This window comes from Rhizobium sp. FG113, from assembly GCF_057809895.1.
The window spans coordinates 230,633-250,223 of sequence record NZ_JBMDKV010000002.1 but is presented as its reverse complement, the minus strand read 5'-3'; the positions used below and the strand labels follow the sequence as shown (position 1 = coordinate 250,223).

The 19,591-nt window shown below is 63.2% G+C and carries 17 protein-coding genes and 1 pseudogene; 10 read left to right on the top strand and 8 right to left on the bottom strand.

The window, feature by feature from the left end:
* Positions 1-65: 65 nt before the first annotated feature.
* Positions 66-425, top strand: a complete 360-nt coding sequence (locus tag ACODTZ_RS08290) for a hypothetical protein (protein WP_099503661.1) — start codon at positions 66-68, stop codon at positions 423-425.
* Positions 426-456: 31 nt separating this feature from the next.
* Here the strand turns inward: ACODTZ_RS08290 and ACODTZ_RS08285 are convergent, their stop codons facing one another.
* From ACODTZ_RS08285 to ACODTZ_RS08265, 5 genes and pseudogenes are all read right to left on the bottom strand, one after another.
* Positions 457-681, bottom strand: a complete 225-nt coding sequence (locus ACODTZ_RS08285) for a DUF6117 family protein (RefSeq protein ID WP_099503659.1) — start codon at positions 679-681, stop codon at positions 457-459.
* Complete coding sequence (locus tag ACODTZ_RS08280; RefSeq protein WP_099503657.1) at positions 678-1,091, bottom strand: hypothetical protein; 414 nt, start codon at positions 1,089-1,091, stop codon at positions 678-680. The genes ACODTZ_RS08285 and ACODTZ_RS08280 overlap by 4 nt, the downstream gene beginning before the upstream one ends.
* Before the next feature lie 68 nt (positions 1,092-1,159).
* Positions 1,160-1,378 carry a hypothetical protein gene (locus ACODTZ_RS08275; RefSeq protein ID WP_099503655.1) on the bottom strand — a complete coding sequence of 73 codons (219 nt, stop codon included), beginning with the start codon at positions 1,376-1,378 and terminating at the stop codon, positions 1,160-1,162.
* Between the two features lie 59 nt (positions 1,379-1,437).
* Complete coding sequence (locus ACODTZ_RS08270; protein ID WP_100964849.1) at positions 1,438-3,576, bottom strand: ParB/RepB/Spo0J family partition protein; 2,139 nt, start codon at positions 3,574-3,576, stop codon at positions 1,438-1,440.
* A gap of 173 nt (positions 3,577-3,749) precedes the next feature.
* Positions 3,750-4,944 (bottom strand): annotated as a pseudogene (locus ACODTZ_RS08265) (DUF932 domain-containing protein).
* Between the two features lie 522 nt (positions 4,945-5,466).
* On the opposite strand from ACODTZ_RS08265, the gene ACODTZ_RS08260 reads away from it, so the two are divergent.
* Positions 5,467-6,477, top strand: coding sequence for an AAA family ATPase (locus ACODTZ_RS08260; RefSeq protein WP_099503649.1), 1,011 nt, complete (start codon positions 5,467-5,469; stop codon positions 6,475-6,477).
* A gap of 52 nt (positions 6,478-6,529) precedes the next feature.
* Positions 6,530-9,082 (top strand): S8 family peptidase, encoded by a 2,553-nt coding sequence (locus ACODTZ_RS08255; protein WP_489025109.1) that lies wholly within the window; start codon positions 6,530-6,532, stop codon positions 9,080-9,082.
* A 107-nt stretch (positions 9,083-9,189) separates the two neighbouring features.
* Here ACODTZ_RS08255 and ACODTZ_RS08250 read toward each other — a convergent pair whose 3' ends face one another.
* Positions 9,190-9,624 carry a GNAT family N-acetyltransferase gene (locus tag ACODTZ_RS08250; protein WP_489025108.1) on the bottom strand — a complete coding sequence of 145 codons (435 nt, stop codon included), beginning with the start codon at positions 9,622-9,624 and terminating at the stop codon, positions 9,190-9,192.
* 57 nt (positions 9,625-9,681) lie between these two features.
* Positions 9,682-9,939: a type II toxin-antitoxin system TacA family antitoxin gene (locus tag ACODTZ_RS08245; RefSeq protein WP_489025106.1), complete on the bottom strand. Its 258-nt coding sequence runs from the start codon at positions 9,937-9,939 to the stop codon at positions 9,682-9,684.
* Positions 9,940-10,123: 184 nt separating this feature from the next.
* Here ACODTZ_RS08245 and ACODTZ_RS08240 point away from each other — a divergent pair, with 184 nt between their 5' ends.
* The 7 genes from ACODTZ_RS08240 (at position 10,124) to ACODTZ_RS08210 (ending at position 17,436) form a co-directional block, all read left to right on the top strand.
* On the top strand, positions 10,124-11,344 hold the full coding sequence (locus tag ACODTZ_RS08240) for a restriction endonuclease subunit S (RefSeq protein ID WP_099503640.1): 1,221 nt from the start codon (positions 10,124-10,126) through the stop codon (positions 11,342-11,344).
* 42 nt (positions 11,345-11,386) lie between these two features.
* Positions 11,387-12,150, top strand: a protein-coding gene (locus ACODTZ_RS08235; RefSeq protein WP_099503638.1) for an IS5 family transposase whose coding sequence is annotated in 2 segments (ribosomal slippage) — positions 11,387-11,720 and positions 11,720-12,150 — 765 coding nt in all. Because the reading frame shifts where the segments join, the coding sequence is not laid out codon by codon here.
* Between the two features lie 76 nt (positions 12,151-12,226).
* Positions 12,227-13,005, top strand: a protein-coding gene (locus ACODTZ_RS08230) for an IS5 family transposase (RefSeq protein ID WP_489025453.1) whose coding sequence is annotated in 2 segments (ribosomal slippage) — positions 12,227-12,559 and positions 12,562-13,005 — 777 coding nt in all. Because the reading frame shifts where the segments join, the coding sequence is not laid out codon by codon here.
* Positions 13,006-13,040: 35 nt separating this feature from the next.
* The gene (locus tag ACODTZ_RS08225; RefSeq protein ID WP_099503636.1) at positions 13,041-13,538 is read left to right on the top strand and encodes a hypothetical protein; all 498 of its coding nucleotides are present in this window, start codon (positions 13,041-13,043) and stop codon (positions 13,536-13,538) included.
* Positions 13,528-15,138, top strand: coding sequence for an AAA family ATPase (locus ACODTZ_RS08220; RefSeq protein WP_099503634.1), 1,611 nt, complete (start codon positions 13,528-13,530; stop codon positions 15,136-15,138). Before ACODTZ_RS08225 ends, ACODTZ_RS08220 begins: the two co-directional genes overlap by 11 nt.
* 4 nt (positions 15,139-15,142) lie before the next feature.
* On the top strand, positions 15,143-15,985 hold the full coding sequence (locus tag ACODTZ_RS08215; RefSeq protein WP_099503632.1) for an HNH endonuclease family protein: 843 nt from the start codon (positions 15,143-15,145) through the stop codon (positions 15,983-15,985).
* 2 nt (positions 15,986-15,987) lie between these two features.
* Positions 15,988-17,436 (top strand): class I SAM-dependent DNA methyltransferase, encoded by a 1,449-nt coding sequence (locus tag ACODTZ_RS08210; protein WP_099503630.1) that lies wholly within the window; start codon positions 15,988-15,990, stop codon positions 17,434-17,436.
* A 1,131-nt stretch (positions 17,437-18,567) separates the two neighbouring features.
* Here ACODTZ_RS08210 and ACODTZ_RS08205 read toward each other — a convergent pair.
* On the bottom strand, positions 18,568-19,518 hold the full coding sequence (locus tag ACODTZ_RS08205) for an aldo/keto reductase (RefSeq protein WP_489025103.1): 951 nt from the start codon (positions 19,516-19,518) through the stop codon (positions 18,568-18,570).
* Positions 19,519-19,591 lie beyond the last annotated feature (73 nt).

The following is a 19,591-nucleotide window of genomic DNA, read 5'->3' as shown; positions in this document are numbered from 1 at the left end:
AACAAGCCGCTGTGCCTCGCACCATTCGCGCGTGCCGCGCCGGCTGAGTGAGCATCGGAGGCGAGATGAAGGGCAGTGCGATTGGCATTCTCGGCGCGGCCTGTCTGGCTGTCGGCTTCGGTGCGGGTTTCGTGCTCAGGCCGGTGATCTCGCCGGTCACTGCATCTCCGGCCGTCGCCGCCGGCGTCGCAGAGCCGAGCGAGGGCGAAGCGACCGCGGCCGTGCGGCGCCATCGCCTGTTCACGGGCACGTCGCTGGCGAACGCGACGCTGAAGCTCGGCGATTGCTCGCCGGGTGGGGTCGGTCCGGGCGTGACCTGCATGACGCAGATCGTGCTCGATCCGACCAGGCCGAACGCGAGCCCGCAAAACCGGCCAATCGGATTTGCCCGCGTCAACGGGCAGTGGGAAGTTGCGGTCTGGTAGCGGCGAGCGAGGACATTGGGCGCGCGCTCGCCTATGTCGACGCGTCCGGCGGGCTGTAGATTTCGAAGGGATTGCCATCGGCGAGATGGCCGAACGGTGTGAAGACGAACTCGCCGTCATCGCGGCCGACGGCGCAGATCACGTAGCGCGGTTCGCCGGTTGCTACGTCGGTGCATTCCATCAGCGCCAGGTCGCCACTGTTCGCGGCGCGCAGGAGCGTCTGGAAGTTGGCGCGGGCATGGTCGGGGATGCTCATCGCGCGCCTCCCCTGGCAAGCCGGTCGGCGAGCCAGCGGCCGGTGCTCGTCCATGCGATCGTCTCGCCGGTGGCAAGATCGAGCACATGGGTGCCGCCCGAGAAACCATCGACCACGGGATCGGAGGCGATGCCGGCCCATTGAAATCCCCAACGGCCGGTCAGCGCGAGGGCCTCGGCGCAGCGCGTCACGAAGGTGATCGCAAGCTGCGGATCTGCGGTGCCGGGATCGCGCAGCCAGAGCCGCGACGCACCGTGATCGGGTGTCACAGATAGATGAAACGGCTCGGCCGGCGGGTCTTCGCGGTCGTTCTCGGCCATCAAGGCGGCGTAGATGTCGAAGGCCCGGGCGACGTTGGCGGAGGTGCCGACATCGAGCAGGCAGGAATAGCGGGTGGAGAAATCGGTCATGGCGGGCTCCGGAAACGAAAAGAGCCCGGCGCTCGGGCCGGGCTCGGAGTGGGTTCGGGGTGGCGCGGCTAGTAGCCGAACTGCCAGGATGGCCAGGCCTGGCCGTCGTCGGCGGCGCGGATGGCGTCGGCGAGATAGGCGGGATCGCCTTCGACGACGACGGGGGCGCGCACCGGGGTTTCGTCGATGATCGTCACGCGGCCGACGATGCCGTCCTCGACCTCGACATGTACGGGAACGAGGTACTGGAAGACGACGCGGCGTGGCGACGGGTTGGATCGCGACATGGCGATGCTCCTTCAATCGGGGAAAGGACCGGAGCGGCCGAAGCCGCTCCGGGTGCTCGTCATTCGGCTGCGACAAGGTGCGCTTCGTCGTCGGTGGCCTCCGCCGTGACAACCTCGTCGTCGCCGGCGAGGAACGCGGGCAGCGCCGCATCGTCGTCCTCGCCGCCAGCCTCGACTTCCGGCGTGGGCGCCTCGGCATCGTCGATCAGGCGCAGCGGCTCGGGCAGCCAGCCGGTCTCGGCGAGCAGCCTCTCGGCCTCCTTGGCCATGTCGCCCTTCTTTAGGTGGTCGATGAGCTGCGCGGCCTGCTCGCCGATGCCCTCGCGAACCGCCTGCAGGATGCGGGGCTTGGTGACACGGTTGAGGTAGTTGCCGAAGGTCGGGCGCCAGCCGGCCTCCACCAGATCGAGCCCCGTCGCTTTGGTCAGGCGGTCGGCCTGGGCGAGCCGCATGTCGAGCGTGTGCTGCGACACGCCGCCGGCGCTGTGCGGGTTCGGCCGCTCATAGAGCGCGTTGACGCCGTAGCTGACGCAATGCGCCAGCAGCGCCATCCGGCTGGCGTCGTCCAGGCCCGCGAGCCAATCCCACAGTGCATCGTCGTCCTTCGGGATGTCGCCGGCCCAGGCGGCGTGACGGTCCTGCACCGCGCGGGCGGACGGGCTGTCCTTCAGCCCATCGTCCTGCGCCGGGAAGAAGACGTGCTTCACCCCGGCCTCCATGGCGCCCGTATACATGCGGGTCATGAAGGTGTCCGACACCAGCTTGTGGAGCAGCGCGGTCATGGCGACGTGCGGGTTCTCCGCGACGGCGTTGCGCAGCGCGAGGGTGCGATAGGCCGTCAGCTCGATGACCAGGCGCTCGGGGAGCGGCTTGATCGCGTCGTCTTCGTCGTCCTCCGCCTCGACGGGCTGGCCGCCGATCGTGATGACGGCGCGCTGCAAGGCCGGCACACCGGGTTCGCCCGGCTGATGCTCGGTGTCGTCCCCATCGGCCTCGATGCCGGGCTCGGGAGCCTCGTCCTCGGCCCGGACATAGCCGCGATCGATGGCGATGCTGCCGTCATGGGCGATGCTGATGAAAGCGCCCGCGCGGGCGATGTCGACGGCCTCGAAGCGGACCGGACGGGTTTCGAAGGCCGACAGCGCCGTCTCGATCTCCCCAAGCCGCAGGTCGACCTCGTCGGGCAGCTCGTCGGCGTCTTCATATTCCGCCTCGAGCTTCTGATATTCGGCGTTGAGCGCCTCGATCGTCGCCTGTTCTTCCGCCGTCAAGTCGAGCGGCTCGCCCTGCAGCTCGCGCAGGCCGCGCGTGGCGTCGTAGGGGAAGCTGACTGCGACCTCGATCCACTTCCAGCCCTCGGCGGCGATCGTCTCAGCCGTCGCCTTCAGCTTCTCGGCGACCAGCCGATCGAGCAGCGCCGCATCCTGCAGCCAGCCGCCGTCATCGGACTGGAACAGGTCTCGCATGACGATGCCGCCGGCCGCCTCGTAGGCGTCGACACCGACGAAGACGGCGCGCTTGTCGGAGGCGCGCACCGTGGTCTCGGTGAGCATGCGACGGATCTGATAGGGCTCCTTCGACCAGGCGTCCTTGATCGCCTCCCAGACCTGCTCCTGGCGGGCATGGTCGTCGGTGACGGTGAAGGCCATGAGCTGGTCGAGCGTCATGCCGTCCTCGGCATAGACGTCGAGCAGGACGGGCGATGCGGCCGCGAGGCGCAGGCGCTGCTTGACCACCTGGACCGGGACGAAGAGCGCTGCGGCGATCTCCTCCTCGGTCTTGCCCTTCACCCGCATATCCTGGAAGGCGCGGAACTGGTCCAGCGGATGAAGCGGCGCGCGATCGATATTCTCGACCAGCGACACTTCCTCGGACAGGACCTCGTCGTCGCGCTTGCGCACGACGCACGGCACGGGGGCGATCTTGGCGAGGCGCTTCTGCTTGACCAGCAGCTCCAGCGCACGGAAGCGGCGGCCGCCGGCCGGGACCTCGAACATGCCGGTCTCCTGACCTTCGGCGTCGACCACGGGCACGACGCTGAGGCTCTGGATCAGGCCGCGACGCGCGATCGAGGCCGCCAGGTCCTCGATCGAGATGCCGGCCTTCACACGCCGGACGTTGGACTGGCTGAGCACCAGCTTGTTGAAGGGGATGTCGCGTGAGGACGACAGGATGATCTTCTGAACTGCAGTAGCCATCGGGGATTACTCCGCGACGGGCGCCGAGAGACTCTCTCTCAGCCCTAAACCCGTCACGAAGCGAAGCGCCGCCCTCTTCCTCTAAAGGGGGCAGCGCCACGGACCGGGAAACCAGAAAGGCACGGAAGCGCAGAGCCGGAGACACGCAAACCGCATCCCCGGCCTTGCGGAGATCAGGCCGCCCGATCGAGCAGCTTCTTAGCCTTGGCCTCCATGTCGAGACGGGCGTCCTGATGCGCCTTGTCGCGGGCAACGGCGGTGATGCCCTGCACGAAATCGAAGATCGACTCGGGCGGCCGGCCTTCCTCGGCCAGCACGGTGTCGATGATCTTGCTGGTCTCGGCCTTCGAAAAGCCGCGGCGGCGCAGGAAGTCGGTACGGTCCTCATCGGTGCGTGCCACGATTCTCTCGCGGGCTGCCTTTATGCCGTTTACGAAAGGCAGGGCTGAGGAGTTGGCGAAGTTCGCCAGCGCCGGCGCCGCCTCATGGGCGAAGCGGTTGGCGGCATATTTGGAGTGGCGGATGGTGATTTCCTCGAAATCCTCCACGCCCCATAAATTGCGATTCTGGCAGACCGCCCGCAGATAGAAGCTCGCCATGCCGAGCGTCTTGGCGCCCACCTCGGAGTTCCAGCAGTAGAAGCCGCGGAAATAGAGATCCGGCGAGCCGTCCGCCAGCCGTCCGGCCTCGATCGGGTTCAGGTCGTCGACGAGGAACAGGAAGACATCCCGATCGGAGGCATAGAGCGTCGTGGTGTCTTTGGTGATGTCGACGCGCGGATTGTAGATGCCGGTCGACCAGTCCAGCACGCCTGGCACCTTCCAGCGTGTGTCGCCCGTGCCGTTGCCGGCGATGCGCTGCACCGCCTCGACCAGCTCGTGGTCGAAGATGCGGCCATAGTCCGGGCCGGTGACGGCGCGCAGTTCGACACGGCCGTTATCGGTTTCGAGCGTCTTGATCTGCTCGGCCCGATTGGACGGTCAGGCCATATTGCAGGTTGATGGCGGCGAGCGGCGCCGGGAGTTGGCGCAGATAGGCGGCCGGCGCGCCGACCAGGCCGGCCAGTTGGCCGAAGCTCCAATGGGTCGGGGCGATAGGCGTATCCGTGCCGGGAAGGATCAACGCCAGGCGTTCCGGGTCGCGGCGGTTCGCCTCCACATGGATGAGTGCGCTTTCCACGACACGCGTCCGGCTGCGGTCGGCCCGGTCGCGAACGGAATGCGCCAGCTCGGACAGAGATAGATAGCGCTCATCCGCTGGCCGGGAGAACCATTCGGACGAGACGCGGCCGATCTGCTCGCCACGGCTGACATCGACCTTGTAACCGCCACGCGCATCACTGCGCGCATCGAGGACCTGTATGTTCATGGGACCAATCTCCACGACGGGCACCGGAAGCTCTCTCCCAGCTCTCAACCCGTCACGGAAAACCGGTCCGCACTCTCACTCTCAGGGGGCGTTGCGGGGTCTCCCCGCAGAAGGGGTCGACCGAGACAAAGGCTCGGCCGCCGGGGAATGCTTTCCCCTCAAGGTCATCTCTGGAAGCCTCGACGGCCCACAACTAGGACATCGGCCGCGCGATCAGCTCCCGCAGGGGCCGCAAGCACCCCGTTGAATCCCCAGGATGGGTTCGATATAAAGTTCCTGTTTTGTTCCTGCGTTGATTGAGGGAAGCACAGCCGGTCGAGATGTCGCCCACACTGGTCTGGCCGGCTGGGCGGCTGAGCTTCGCATCCCACGGGTCGAAAGAATGGTTAGGAAACTCTGTGGTAGAGAGGAAACGGTGGCGCTTTTGGCCTGATTCCGATAGCGTTGGCGAAGCAAGCGAGAGCCAAAAGCATCTGAGCAGGCAACAGTATAGCGAGGCCCAACCAAAGAAAGGAGGCGAGCATGTCGACTAAGCAAATTCTCGCACTCCTGAACTCGCATATCGACGGGGATGAGGACCAGCTCCTGTCGATCGCCTTGCAGATCGCCGCTCAGGAAGCTCGCCAGGGCCGTGCGGATGACGCTGAGAAGCTGAAACGGCTTGTCCAGAAGGCACGTGATCAGCGAGGGACCGGCAAACCTGCCGGCGGACAGACCCCGATCCCGCTCGCCCGGCCGCGCGGCGAATTGCAGGGCCTCGTCGAGAGCGCCTATCCGAAGGTTGCGCTCTCGAGCATGGTGCTCTCCGATGAAATTGCCAAGCGGCTGGGCCGTGTCGTCCGCCAGCAGCAGGAGCGTGCGACCCTGCGTGAGCACGGACAGACCCCCGCCACGCACATGCTCCTTGTTGGCCCGCCCGGAACGGGCAAGACGATGACGGCCTCGGCCTTGGCCGGCGAACTGCGGCTGCCGCTGTTCACGGTCCGGCTCGAATCGCTGTTCAGCCGGTTTTTCGGCGAGACCGCCGGCAAGCTGCGCTTGCTCTTCGACCAGATTGCGCAGACCCGCGGCGTCTATCTACTTGATGAGTTCGACGCGATCGGCTCTCGCCGAGGCCACCCGAACGATGTCGGCGAAATACGACGGGTTCTGAATTCGGTGCTGGCCTTCATGGAGGAGCCAAATTCAACCGACAGTCTCGTGCTGGCCGCGACCAATCATGTCGAGATCCTGGACGAAGCTCTGGCGCGTCGTTTCGACGAAGTGGTCGAATATACATTGCCAGACGCGACGTCAGCGCGGGCCATCGTTGAACGTCGGCTTGGCAAGTTCAAGTTCGCGTCGACGGTATGGCCCGGCATTGAAAGCGTGCTCGAAGGCCTGAGCCAGGGCGAGTTGGTCCGCGCGGCCGATGCCGTCGTCAAGGACGCCATCCTGGAAGGCGCCTCGAAGGTATCGCCCGATGCCTTGCGTGACGCGCTCCAAAATCGACAGACTTTGAAGGGCAAGTTCCGTCGCCAACCCGGCCGTTAGGCAGGCTCCGCCGAACGGATCGAACGGAACGCGAATGAAGAAGTAGGAGCCTATGGCAGAGCCCGATAATTTCGACACGAGAGACCGCGCGCATATCTCGATCGACGTCTTTCGTGAGACCGCGGCCTATACCTTTCCCTCACGCAATCAGGAACGCAAACCCCTCCGGGGAGACTATACGGCGCATGCGACGCAGCTCCTCGACCAGCTCGCAGCGGCGCTGGGGACGGTTCCGGCTGCCGCTGCCGACCCGCGCCTGCCCATACAGGGGCTGAAATCCGGTACTGTCGTGGAGGTCACGACGCTGCCGCCAGCGGAAGACTCCCGGATCAAGGCCGTGAAGGTGCCCGCGGCGCTGGAGTTTCCTACACAGGACGTTGTGATCTTGCGATCGGAGCGCAACGAGGACCGCACCGAAAGCGCCTTGGTGTTCGTGCCGGATGATGCCCGCGCCTTCCTGCGCAATCGCATCGCTGACTATGGACGCGATCCCGGCAATCAGAGACGCCCCGATGCCGAGCGGTTCGAGGTGATCGAGGAAGTCAGGGCTGCAGAAGCCGTATCGCTGTTCACCGGCGAGGTGGATCTGGCTGCGCCCGACATCCTATGGTGGGAGCTCTGGGTTCGCCAGCCGGTCGCACTAGCGGATCGCCTGGTGGCGGCGGCCCGCAATGCGAACATCGATGTGCACGGCGATCGCCTGATCTTTCCCGACACGACGGTTGTCTTCATTCACGCGGTTGCTGCGGCGGTGGCAGCGTTCGCGGCGCGCGTGCCAGGCGCCATCACCGAAATTCGCCGCGCGACGGGAACGATCGAGCCTTTCCTCGACCGTGGGGAGACCGGTCTTGGACAGCATGACTGGGTGGAAGAGCTGGCGCAGCGCGTGAGCCCGCCGTCTCCTGACGCTCCCGTGGTCTGTACGCTCGACACTGGCGTGATGGCGGCTCATCCGTTGATTGCGCCCGGCCTGCGCGGCGCTTGGGCTTACGATCCCGCCTGGGGTGCGGACGATCACCAGCCGCATGGCGGTCACGGCACGCCGCTTGCGGGGCTCGTACTCTACGGCGACCTGGAACCGTTGATGAACGATGAGCGTCCTGTCGAACTCACCCATGGCGCCGAATCCATGAAGCTGCTGCCGCCCGGCGGGTTTCCGCCAACAAAGCCGCCCAGCTACGGTGTGGTGACCCAGGGCGCCGTCAGTTCGGTCGAGATCGAGCGCCCGGATGTGGTGCGGAGCTTTTGCATCGCCACGTCCGCCACCGATTTCCCTCCAAGCCGGCCATCGACTTGGAGCGGTGCGATCGACCAGATCGCGGCGGGGGCCATGCCAGGCGAGGCTGATGACACCGTCCCGGCCGCGGAACGACCGAAGAGGCTGATCGTCGTCGCCACCGGGAACGTCTCTGGTGGCATGGCGGTGGACGTCCTTCCTTCGCAGCCTCTGGAAGACCCGTCACAGAGCTGGAGCGCCCTGACCATCGGCGGCTTCACGCGCAAGGAGCAGCCGCCGGCGCCGCCGCCGGTGTTGCAGGCCGCCGTTCCGGCCAATCACCGCAGCCCGTTCAGTCGTGGCTCACAGTCGCTGCCCGACGACCTGACGCCGATTAAGCCGGAAGTCTTGTTCGAGGCCGGCAATATGATGTCGGACGCGACCGGCTTCTGCGGCTGGGACCCGGCCGTCTCTCTCCTGTCGGCCGGCTCCGATGTGACGGCTGAACCGCTTGTCCCGTTCTGGGCGACGAGCGCTGCCGCCGGCATGGCCGGAAACTTCATCGGCCGCCTGCAGGCGGCTCGGCCGGACCTGTGGGCGGAGACGCACCGCGCACTGACCGTGGATTCGGCCCGATGGCCCGAACCGATCCGGAGAAAGTTCATCGGCACCGGTGCCCACTGGAAGACCGGGAAGGCGGCCACCAAGGGCAAGAAGCAGGAGATGCTTCGCGAGTTCGGTTACGGCGTACCGGACATCGAGCGAGCGATCCTGTCGGCGCGCAATGACGCCACGCTCGTCGCCCAGGCCGAGATTCAGCCCTTCGCGATCGGTGCGGACGGCCGGACCGGCGTGTTCAATGAGATGCACTTCTACGATCTGCCTTGGCCGAAAGCAGCGCTGGAGAAGCTCGAAAACGAGATTGTCACGATGAAGGTGACCTTGTCGTATTTCATCGAGCCGAACTTGGCGGGCAAGGCGGCGACCCGACCGGACACCTATCGTTCTTTCGGGCTGCGGTTTGACATGAAGAAGCGCACCGAGACGGCAGCGCGCTTCCGTAGCCGGATTTCAGCGAGCCAGGCCAAGGACGGCACCGAAGCCGATGGCGAGGCCAGTTGCTGGCTTCTAGGGCCAAAAGCTATCCAGGCGGGGTCGCTGCATTGCGATCTGTGGCGCGGCAGGGCGATCGAACTGGCAGGTCACGACGCCATCGCGGTCTATCCGGTCGGGGGATGGTGGAAGTCGCACGTCGGCCAGAAGCGGGTGGCTGATAAGGCGCGGTACGCTCTGGTCATTTCCATCTCTGCGCCCGGCCAAGATGTCGATCTCTACAGTGAGATCAGCACGCTTGTTGAGAACAAAGAGATAGAAGTGCTACTCGGTTAGCGTACCGATTAAGAGGGCGGGACAAAGCCGCAGTGGGCGGGTTGGGCGGGCATGGACGCTCTCGTACCGGTGTTCAAGGGGCACTTCACTCTTGAAGGCCTACGGCGTTACGCGAACAGGCGAGCGACCTCGGCCATCGGGAGGAAAAGACGGCGGCCGGCGTTATCCAAGGGAAGGAAGTCGTAGGCGCGGTAGAAAGCTCCTGCGGCTTCGTCCTTCGCGTCGACCAGGATGGCGAATGTGGTGATTTCGCTGCGCAGCGCTCGTGCGAAGGCGTCCAAAAGCATGTGCTCGCCCAGTCGGCGTCCGCGATGGCGCCGATCGACGGCGAGTCGCCCGAGCAACGTCGCCGGTACGACGGGGTAGCGCGGCAAGCGCTTCGTCAGCGTTGCCGGAAGGTTGGACAGAGCGATCGATGTTCTGGCAAGTGTCGAGAACGCGAGAGGCGTGAGATCACCCTCTACGAGGACGAAACAGGAGGCGACGCGTCGGCGAACGTCCTGACTGGCTTGGGTGCGGAAATATCGGTCTAGCGCGTCCACGCCGGACTCGAACCCGGCGCGATCGTGAGTGTCGTCGAGTGTCTGGATCAACAAGGGCTAGCGAGCATTCGGCTCATGCGCCGCGACCGACGCCATATAGCGCCGAGCGGCCGCGGAAAGTCGCGAGCCGGGCTCTCGGGGGTTCAGGAGAGCCTCGGCGAAAGCGCGGCTTTCATCAACCGCTAGCTTGACCGACTGCAGGTCCTCAAGGGTGCGCACGGCGGCCTCATGCACGCTCGAGATGACAAAATCCGTGAGCGTTCGGCCCTGCAACTCGGCAGCACGGAGGAAAAGTTCCTTCTGATCAGAGGACACACGCGCCTCCAATCGCTCGCTGCGGGCCGCGACCCGCCTTTTCGCCGCCGTATGTTTCATGGGCCATTGCCTTAATGATCGCCTGAAGGCTATTGTACGGCTTACAGCCGGACGCATCAAGGGGGTGAAGGCGAGCCTTTGGGCGGTTCAGCTTCTTGGTGCGCGGTAATAGGCGCACAAGACCATGAGCACGAACGACGATCAGACACCTTCTCGACCCGACCTTCCGGCCGGCTGGGCGGTGGTCCGCGTCGACCAGGCCGGCGCCGTTCGACTCGGCCGTCAACGGTCCCCGGATCAAGCCATGGGCGAACACCTGACCAAATATATTCGAGCCGCGAATATCACCCCTGCGGGTATCAATCTTGATGACCTGCTGGAGATGAATTTCACCCCGGCCGAGCAGCAGGTGTTCGGTCTTGAGGTGGGGGATGTCCTGCTGACCGAAGCCTCGGGGAGCGCTAGCCAAGTCGGCCGATCAGCGATCTGGCGCGGTGAGGTGCAGCCCTGCTGCTATCAGAACACGGTCATCCGTTTTCGCCCCCATCTAACCACGCCCGAGTATGCGTTGATCGTATTCCGACAAATGGCCGTATCCGGCGCCTTCGCTCAAGCCGCTCGAGGTGTCGGCATTCAGCATCTCGGCGCTTCGCGATTCGCAGAACTAGACTTTCCATTGCCACCGTTGAAGGAACAGGCGCGGATCGTTGCCATAGCTGACCAACGCTTGACCGAAATCCGCGAGGCCGAGACGCGACTCCAGTCCGCATTGCGGCTTCTGGATGAGCAGCTCCGAGAGGTGCTCGCTGCGGCCGTTGCCGGTGAGCTGGTCGCGCAGCGGGATGAAGAGCTATCCGAGCGCAGCCGCACGCCGGCGAGCGCGGCGCGCGCTGAACCAGATCTATTCGGTCAAAGCGAACGGGCGCCTAACCTAGAAGGCTTTGACCCGGTGCTTCCCGCGGGCTGGGCTTGGTCGCGCGTCGATGGGGCGGGCGAGGTGACCCTCGGCCGCCAGCGTTCACCCAAGCATGAACGCGGCAAGCACATGCGGCCCTATCTTCGGGTCGCCAACGTCTATGAGGATCGGATCGATACCTCGGACGTGCTCCGCATGAACTTCGAGCCTGAGGAAGTGGCCATCTATGAATTGCGCGACGGGGACATTCTGCTGAACGAGGGACAGAGCCCTGAGCTGGTGGGTCGCCCAGCGATCTACCGAGGTGAGGTGCCGGGCGCGTGCTTCCAGAATACGCTTATACGCTTCAGAGCGTATGAGCACGTGGACCCCAATTACGCGCTGTTGGTCTTTCGACACTACATGCATTCGGGTGTTTTCAAATCCATTGCCCGGTGGTCGACCAACATTGCCCATCTAGGCTCAGGACCTATTAAATTGCTTGCATGACGGGCGTTGCTCTGATTCCCGATAGGGATCGGGGAGGCGTTGATGAGCGATCTTTTGTGGTTGTCGGACAGGCAGATGGCGGTGATTGCGCCGTTCTTTCCGTTGGCGCACGGCGTACCTCGGGTGGATGACCGGCGGGTGGTGTCGGGGATCGTGTTCGTGATCCGGAACGGCCTGCGCTGGCGCGATGCGCCGTCGGCCTATGGGCCGCACAAGACGCTGTATAATCGGTTTGTGCGCTGGAGCCGCCTGGGGGTGTTCGACCGCATCTTCGCGGCCCTGGCCGGACAGGCGGGAGAGCCGGACGCCATCATGATCGACAGCACCCACCTGAAGGCGCATCGCACGGCGGCGAGCCTGCTCAAAAAGGGGATGTTCCCCGCCGCATCGGGCGAACCAAGGGCGGCCTGAACTCCAAGCTGCACACCGTCTGCGACGACCGGGGGCGGCCCCTGGTCATGCTGCTCACCGAAGGCCAGATGAGCGACCACAGGGGCGCCGCCCTCATGCTGGGCGCCCTGCCGCGCGCCCGCGTCCTCATCGGCGACAGGGGCTACGACAGCCGCGGCTTCCGCGACGCTCTCGCCGCCCGCGGAACCGACGCCTGCATCCCCTCAAGCCGCAGCCGCAAGATCCCAATCCCCCACGACCCGGCCGTCTATCGCCGCCGACACAGGATCGAGAACCTCTTCGCCCGCCTCAAGGACTGGCGCCGCATCGCCACCCGCTACGACCGGTGCGCCCACACCTTCATGGCCGCCATCACCATCGCCGCCATCATGATCTTCTGGATCAATGAGTCCTGAGCCTAGGCCTAGGCAGTGTCCCCATAAACGGGGTTCATCTAACTGACGGTGTGTGATTCAATCTCCTTGAAAGGAGATTGCCATGCGCCGTCATGAATTGAGCGATGAAGAATGGGCTATTATTGAACCTCTTTTGCCGAACAATAGCCGTGGAGTTGAACGTGTCGATGACCGCCGGGTGATCAACGGCATCCTGTGGCGTTTCAGGACTGGTTCGTCTTGGCGAGATGTGCCGGAGCGTTATGGTCCGCGCACGACGCTTTACAATCGGTTCTCCCGCTGGCGTAAAGCGGGCGTCTGGGATCGTCTTCTGGACGCCGTTTCAAAGCGTTACGATGGAGACATTGTGATGATCGACAGTTCCTGTGTTCGCGTTCACCAGCATGGTGCCAACGCTAAAAAGGGGGATCTGCCGATCCTTGCATGGGACGTTCGCGCGGCGGCCTGACGACAAAGATCCACGCTCTTGTCGATGCAGATGGCAGACCGGTTCGGCTGGAACTCACCGCCGGCCAAGCCGCCGATGCACCGATGGCTGAAAAGCTGTTGAGCGACCTGCAGCCCGGCGCGACGATCCTCGCCGACAAGGCATATGACACCGACGCAATTCGTAACTTTGCCAAGCAACGCAAATGCTGGGCGAATATCCCTGCAAAGGCCAATCGAAAACAGACATTCAGCTTCAGCCGCTGGGTCTACCGCCATCGCAATCTTGTGGAACGGTTCTTCAATCGTATCAAGCAGATGCGCGGCCTTGCGACGCGATACGACCGGCGCGCTGATAATTACATGGCCGCCCTCAAGCTTGCCGCGACGAGGATATGGATCGCCTCAGCTAATGAGTCCGTGGCCTAGAGCGATACCGGGCGTTGCCGTTCCCGACGCCACCTTTGGCGGAGCAGGCGAGGATTGTGCAGGCGGCGCGAGATCGGCTGCGCATCACACAACAACAGATATCAGCCGTACGGACCTCGTTGGCTCGCCTGCCTGATCTCGAGCAGGAGCTGTTCGCTGCGGCCGTGGCCGGAGAACTCGCTCCTCAGGATCCCAACGATGAGCCGGCGTCGGCGCTCGCAATCAGGCTGGGCGGTCCGCCGCAGGCTGTGACCGCGGTGACGACGAAGAGCTCGGGAGGAAAGAATATGCCGCAACGTAAACCACGCCCATCGCGACAGGCGGAGCCAAGTCCTGATCTGACGTCCGTCCTCCGCGAGAATGGCGGGGTTCTTCCCTTGCCGGATCTGTTCGCATTAGCGGGATACAATCGCGACATGCCCGAGCATGTCGAACTTTTCTACCTCGCGCTTCGCGAGGGCATGAAAGGAAGCTTGCGGCTGAGAGGCGAGGCAACCGAGAACGCCGAAGTGGAGATCGTCGATGCGGCTTGAGAAGGTCAGGATCGGCTCCTTCAAAAACCTTCGTGACCTTAACGTCGTCTTCGACGAGCTCTCACCTTACACCGTCCTCGTTGGCGAAAACGGTGCCGGGAAGTCGAATCTGATCGAGGGCCTAGCGCTGGTCTTCCGCAACCTCGATCTCGATGTGGAGGCCCCCTTCGACTACGAGCTGCAATATGAGTGCCGTGACAACATCATATCGGTCAAGGCGAAGGCCGACCAGCATCCCAGCTTTCGGATAAGGCGGCCGGGCGAAGAGTCGTTCGCGGACTTATCCCGCAAGGCCTTCATGGCGGAGGACGCGGATGGGCGGCCTCGCCACCGGCCGGCGTTTGTGTTCGGCTATTACTCTGGGCCGAGTGATCGCCTAACGTCGATCTTCGAGAAGCATCGGGAGCGCTTTTACAGCTGGATCATCAAAGCGCCGGAGCAACGTGGGAAGGCGATCGCTGACCCGAATTCGCTGCGACGGCTGTTCTACGCCGAAACGCTGCACGGCCAGTTCGCCCTGATCGCCTTCTTCATGGAGGCGAGTGAGGCGTCGAAGGCCGACCGCGACTTCCTTCGCGACCACCTGCAAATCGAGGGTCTCGACAGTGTTCTGTTCGCTCTCAAGGAGCCGCCGTGGAAGCGCAAAGGCGGCGATCCGCGTTTCTGGAACGCCGTGGGCGAGGTTCAGCAGTTTCTTGCTTACCTTTACGACAAGGCACTGTTGCCGCTCCGTATGACGCGGCGAATTCCGATCGACTTGACCAAGAACCCGATCGTTCAGAGCTTATACCTGTTCCTCTCCAACACCGACGCGCTGGCCGAAGTTTACCGAACCTACGGCAACCAATATGCCTTCTTCACGGCATTGGAGAGCATGCACCTATCGAAAGTGCTCGGCGAGGTGCGCACTCGCGTCAAGATGACGCCGGAAGCTGGCGGCGGGAACGTGACCTACCGCGACTTGAGCGAGGGCGAACAGCAGTTGTTGCTCGTGCTCGGGCTTCTGAAATTTACCGCGAGGGATGAAGCTCTCTTCCTGCTCGATGAGCCGGACACCCATTTGAACCCCGCCTGGAGCACTCAGTATCTCAGTTTCCTCGACCGTTTCATCCGCGATCGGGACAGTTGCCATATTGTGATGTCGACGCATGATCCGTTGGTCTTCGCTGGGTTGAAGCGCGAACAGGTGCGGATTTTTCGGCGTGACGAACAGGGGTGCGCCGTTGCTGACCCTCCTGACCAAGACCCGCGGGGCATGGGCGTCGCAGCTATTCTAACAAGCGATCTCTTCCGGCTGCGCACCACATTGGACCCCGAAACCCAGGCGGATCTTGATAAGCAACGCCTGTTGGCCATGAAGGAGAACCTCACTGATGACGATCAGGCCGAACTGGCGCGGCTGCGGGAGGTGCTGCGCGGGCGCGGTTTCGACCTGACGCAGCGCGATCCACTTTATCAGGAATTCCTGAAGGCCTGGACTGCCCAGGAGGACCCTCGCTGGCGCGAGACTGTGGAACTCACCCCTGAACAGCAGCAGGCGCGGAGCCGTTTAGCCGCTCGCATCGTCGAGGAGCTGCGTCGCGAGCAGGGCATGTCGTAACGCGATGCAGTACATTAATTTGGAAGATATCCTGCCCAACATCCGGCATCTGCTCGCCGATCTGCAAACGGCGCAAGACCTCATCATGGCCGAAGCCGACCCCCGCCGTCGGGCTGCGCTCATTGAGGCAAACCAGAACCGGTGGACTGCGTTGCGCGACGCCTTCGAGGGCGCGTCGGGCGGCAAATGCTGGTACACCGAGTGTGAGAGTCCTGGCGCGGACAACGACATCGACCATTTCCGGCCGAAGGGGAAGGTAAAAGAGGACCGGCGTCATCCCGGCTACTATTGGCTGGCCTTTGACTGGCGCAACATGCGGTTGAGCTGTCAGCGAGCGAACCGGCCACGGATTGCTCCGGGCGCCCGCGTTGCCGGCGGGAAATCGACCCATTTCCCGCTTCTCGCGACCGGTGTACGCGCAACCGAGCCAGGCGACGACATCCGTCTTGAGCATCCGGCTTTGCTGGATCCCACCGACCCCGGGGATCCGATTTTGCTGACGTTTTTACCGAACGGCGAGATCGATCTGTCTCCGCAGTATCGCGGAAATGCTGTCGCTGAAGCCAAGATCGCCGCCAGTCGATTGGGCCTGCACCTAAACTGGCCAAAGTTCGTGGAGGGCCGCATGACGCTCTACAACATTATTGAGCGCGACGTGGAGCGCGGCAAGCGAGAAGCGCCGAACGACTACCTTGGGATGCCGCAAGCCTCGCAAGCCTTCAAGGATGTGATCGGTGACCTCAAAAGGCGGCTGAACCCGAGGGCGCAGTACGCGGCTGCGGCCAAGGTCTACGTCGAATCGTTTCGTGATATTTGGTGGATTAACGACGTGGTGTTGAAGCTCTGATTATGGTGGGAACCCAGCAACGCGCCGATGGCGCACAGAACATTGTTCGTCGCCTCTGGCAGTATTGCAATATCCTGCGGGATGATGGCTTGTCTTACCCAGATTATGTCGAGCAGCTTACTTATCTGCTGTTTCTCAAGATGGCGGACGAGCAAGCGGGTGAGATGGTCCCAAAGGAGCTCTCGTGGGGCGTTCTTGCCAGCCTTGATGCGGTCGAGATGCACGCGCATTACACCCGTATTCTGCCCGCCCTCGGTGAGCTGGGAGGAATGCTGGGCCTGATTTTTGGCAACGCCAAAAACAAGATACGCGATCCCGCAAAACTGCGGCTCCTCATCGTTGATCTGATTGGCCAGACGGAGTGGACAGGCCTATCCGATGATCTGAAAGGGGACGCGTACGAGGGGCTGCTTGAGAAGAATGCACGCGACACCAAGAGCGGGGCAGGCCAGTATTTCACTCCGCGCCCCTTGATCGAGGCCGTTGTCGCTTGTGTGGATCCGCGTCTGGGCGAAGTCATCTGTGATCCAGCGTGCGGCACAGCCGGATTTTTGCTCGCGGCTCACGACTACCTCCGAGAGAATAATCCCGAAATGACGCCGCGGCAACGCAAACAGCTTGCCACCAAAGCGATCCGCGGGGTCGAACTCGTCGAAGAGGTTGCACGGTTAGCCACGATGAACCTGCTGCTGCATGGCGTCGGCGGCAATGCCGAAGATGAGCTGCCGATCGCGTGCGAGGACAGCCTGAAGGCACCACCAAAGATGCAGGTCGATGTGGTGCTTACGAATCCCCCCTTCGGCATCAAAGGCAGCGTGACCTATTCACAAGGGAAGTCGTCCCGGGTCGACGACAGCCTTACTATCGTTCGCCCCGACTTTTGGGTTCAGACCGCCAACAAGCAGTTGAACTTCATGCAGCACATCGTGGCGCTGCTGAAACCGGGCGGCCGTGCGGCGGTCGTCGTGCCAGACAATGTTCTCTTTGAGACCGGTGCCGCAGCATCGGTTCGCCGCCGCTTGGTTGAGACATGCCGGCTCCACACCATCCTGCGGCTTCCGCCGGGCCTGTTTTATGCCGCGGGCGTTAAGTCAAACGTCGTCTTTTTCGACAAGCCGGTTCGCGCCTCCGGCGGTCCTGCGGAATCGATCTGGGTCTATGACCTTCGGTCTGACAAGCGCTTTTCGCTCCGTACCAAGCCGCTGCAGGCTGAAGACCTTCGCGAATTCGTAACGCTGTTCAAATCGGATCATCGGGAAAGCGGCGATCGGCACCGGCAATTTGCGACGTCTCACGTCCTCGCGAACGCTGACTGCCGGCTCGATCTTACGTGGAGCGCGACTGGGGCGGCGCAACGCACGCCCGGCCTCGCTCGTCTCGATGAGCTGTCGGAGTTGGTCGCTGATGATCTCCGGCGGGCGCTGGAACTCATCACTAAGGCGAAGGCTTGAATAACGACCATCGCCTCGTTCCGCCTTTAGGTCCCCGAGTTTCGGCAGCATCGATGTCGCGGGTTATGCCGAAGCGATCGCGCAGGATCGTGCCTTCATCGACAGCGCAAACGGCAACTAGCCGGACGATCCGAAGCGGCTCGCCCATCGGATCGTCGCGCTTGCTGCGCAGTTTGAGCCGCCATCGCGGCTCGTGTTCGGTGACGCCCTGCAGTGGGCGGCGCAAAGCTCGAGTAATGCAGCAGGAGATTCTCCAATCCGCCAATGATAACTGACAGGTGAGGCCGATAACCGCTGTTGAAATGCCGGACTCAGCGAAGGCCAGCAATCCGGTATGCCGCGGAGCGGAGGAAAACGACATACATTGAACAGTTTAGCGGCGGCTGACGGTATAGTGGGGCGGAGGATGTAAGGGAACAGTCGTACCGGGGCGTACAGGCGGCGGGGGGTGCGAACGCGGTCAGGAGGGGAGTTGGCTTTCCGTGCGCCGCGATAGACCGCGAAGGATCAAATTCCGGAAACCAACCAAAAAGACCAGTGTTTTCAATAGCCGGTGTTTTTGACGGTGTGCCTGACGGTATAGAGAACGTCGGAAAATTTTTTTGCGCGCAATATCAATTGGTTATGGTACTAGGAAATAATCGAGTGGGAGTGATGCTTCACGCTTGAAGACAGGGGGCTGATTGCCTCATGCTGACAATGATGCCGCCGGCGTGATGCGCCTGGCGGCATTTTTGTTTGGTGGGTTGGTGTTAGGCAGATGCTCGGCACAGGTCCGAGCATGACGCGGTATGTGGGGTGGCCGAACGGTTGCGATCGGGAGGCTGGTGCAGCGGTGAGCTTGCAGCGCGCATGGCATCGCAAGGCGAACCATCCGATAAGCCATTGAAATTGTAACGGAATTCTCATGCGCAGCGTCATCCTCGGGCTCGTCCCGAGGATCTAATCACGTCATCCCAAATGCAACGGTCATGGCCCCTGCATCTGGCCCTTCCGACGATGGTAGAGCAATCCCCGTCGAGCCAGCCGAGGTGTGCTTAGATGCTCGGGACGAGCCCGAGCATGACGTGGAGAATGGGGCGCTCGCCCACCAATAACGGGGCGGTCGCATGGCAGTCGGAGTGTCCGCCCTCAGCCGCCCGCCTTATCCAGCAGCGCCATCGCCTCGTCGCTGAGCGCAAGCGTGGCCGATTTCGTCAGGCTGTCGAGCTGCGACAGGCTGGTGGCGCTGGCGATCGGGGCGGTGACGCCCTTCTTGCGCCGCAGCCAGGCAAGCGCGATCTCAGCGGGCTTGGCGCCGGTCTCGGTGGCAACCGTGTCGAGCGCGGCGAGGATCTTCAGGCCCTTGTCGTCGAGATAGCCGGCCGCCTTGCCGCCGCGCGCCTTGCCTTCGGTATCGGCCTTGCTGCGGTACTTGCCCGACAGGAAGCCGGCCGCGAGGCTGAAATAGGTGATGACGCCGATATCTTCCTTCACGCAGAGCTCGGCCAGCGGTCCCTCGAAGGGGGCGCGGTCGTAGAGATTGTATTCCGGCTGGATCACGTCGTAGCGCGGCAAGCCGGCCTTCTCGGCGGCGTCGAAGGAGGCCTGCAGCTGCGTGGCGTCGAGGTTGGAGCAGCCGATGGTGCGGATCTTGCCCTGCTGCTTCAGCTTGGCGAAGGCGCCGAGCGTCTCTTCATAGGGGGTCTCGGCATCCGGCCAGTGCGAGAGGTAGAGGTCGATGTAATCGGTCTGCAGCCGCTTCAGCGACGCTTCGACGGCTTCAAGGATATACTGCTCCTTCAGCCCCTTCTTGCCGGGACCCATCTCGGAGCCGACCTTGGTGATGATCACGGCCTTGTCGCGGGCGACCTTGTTCTGTTTCAGCCACTTGCCGATGATCTCCTCGCTATCGCCGCCCTTGTTGCCGGGCACCCAGGCCGAATAGACGTCGGCGGTGTCGATGGTGTTGAAGCCGGCGTCGAAGAAGGCGTCGAGGATGTCGAAAGAGGTCTTCTCGTCGGCCGTCCAGCCAAACACATTGCCGCCGAACACGATCGGCGCGACCGAAAGGCCGGTTTTTCCAAGGCGACGCAATTCCATGAAATACTCCTGAAATCTTCAATCTGGTGAAATTCGGACCGCGACAGGACGCCGCTGTGATGTAACCTAGTGC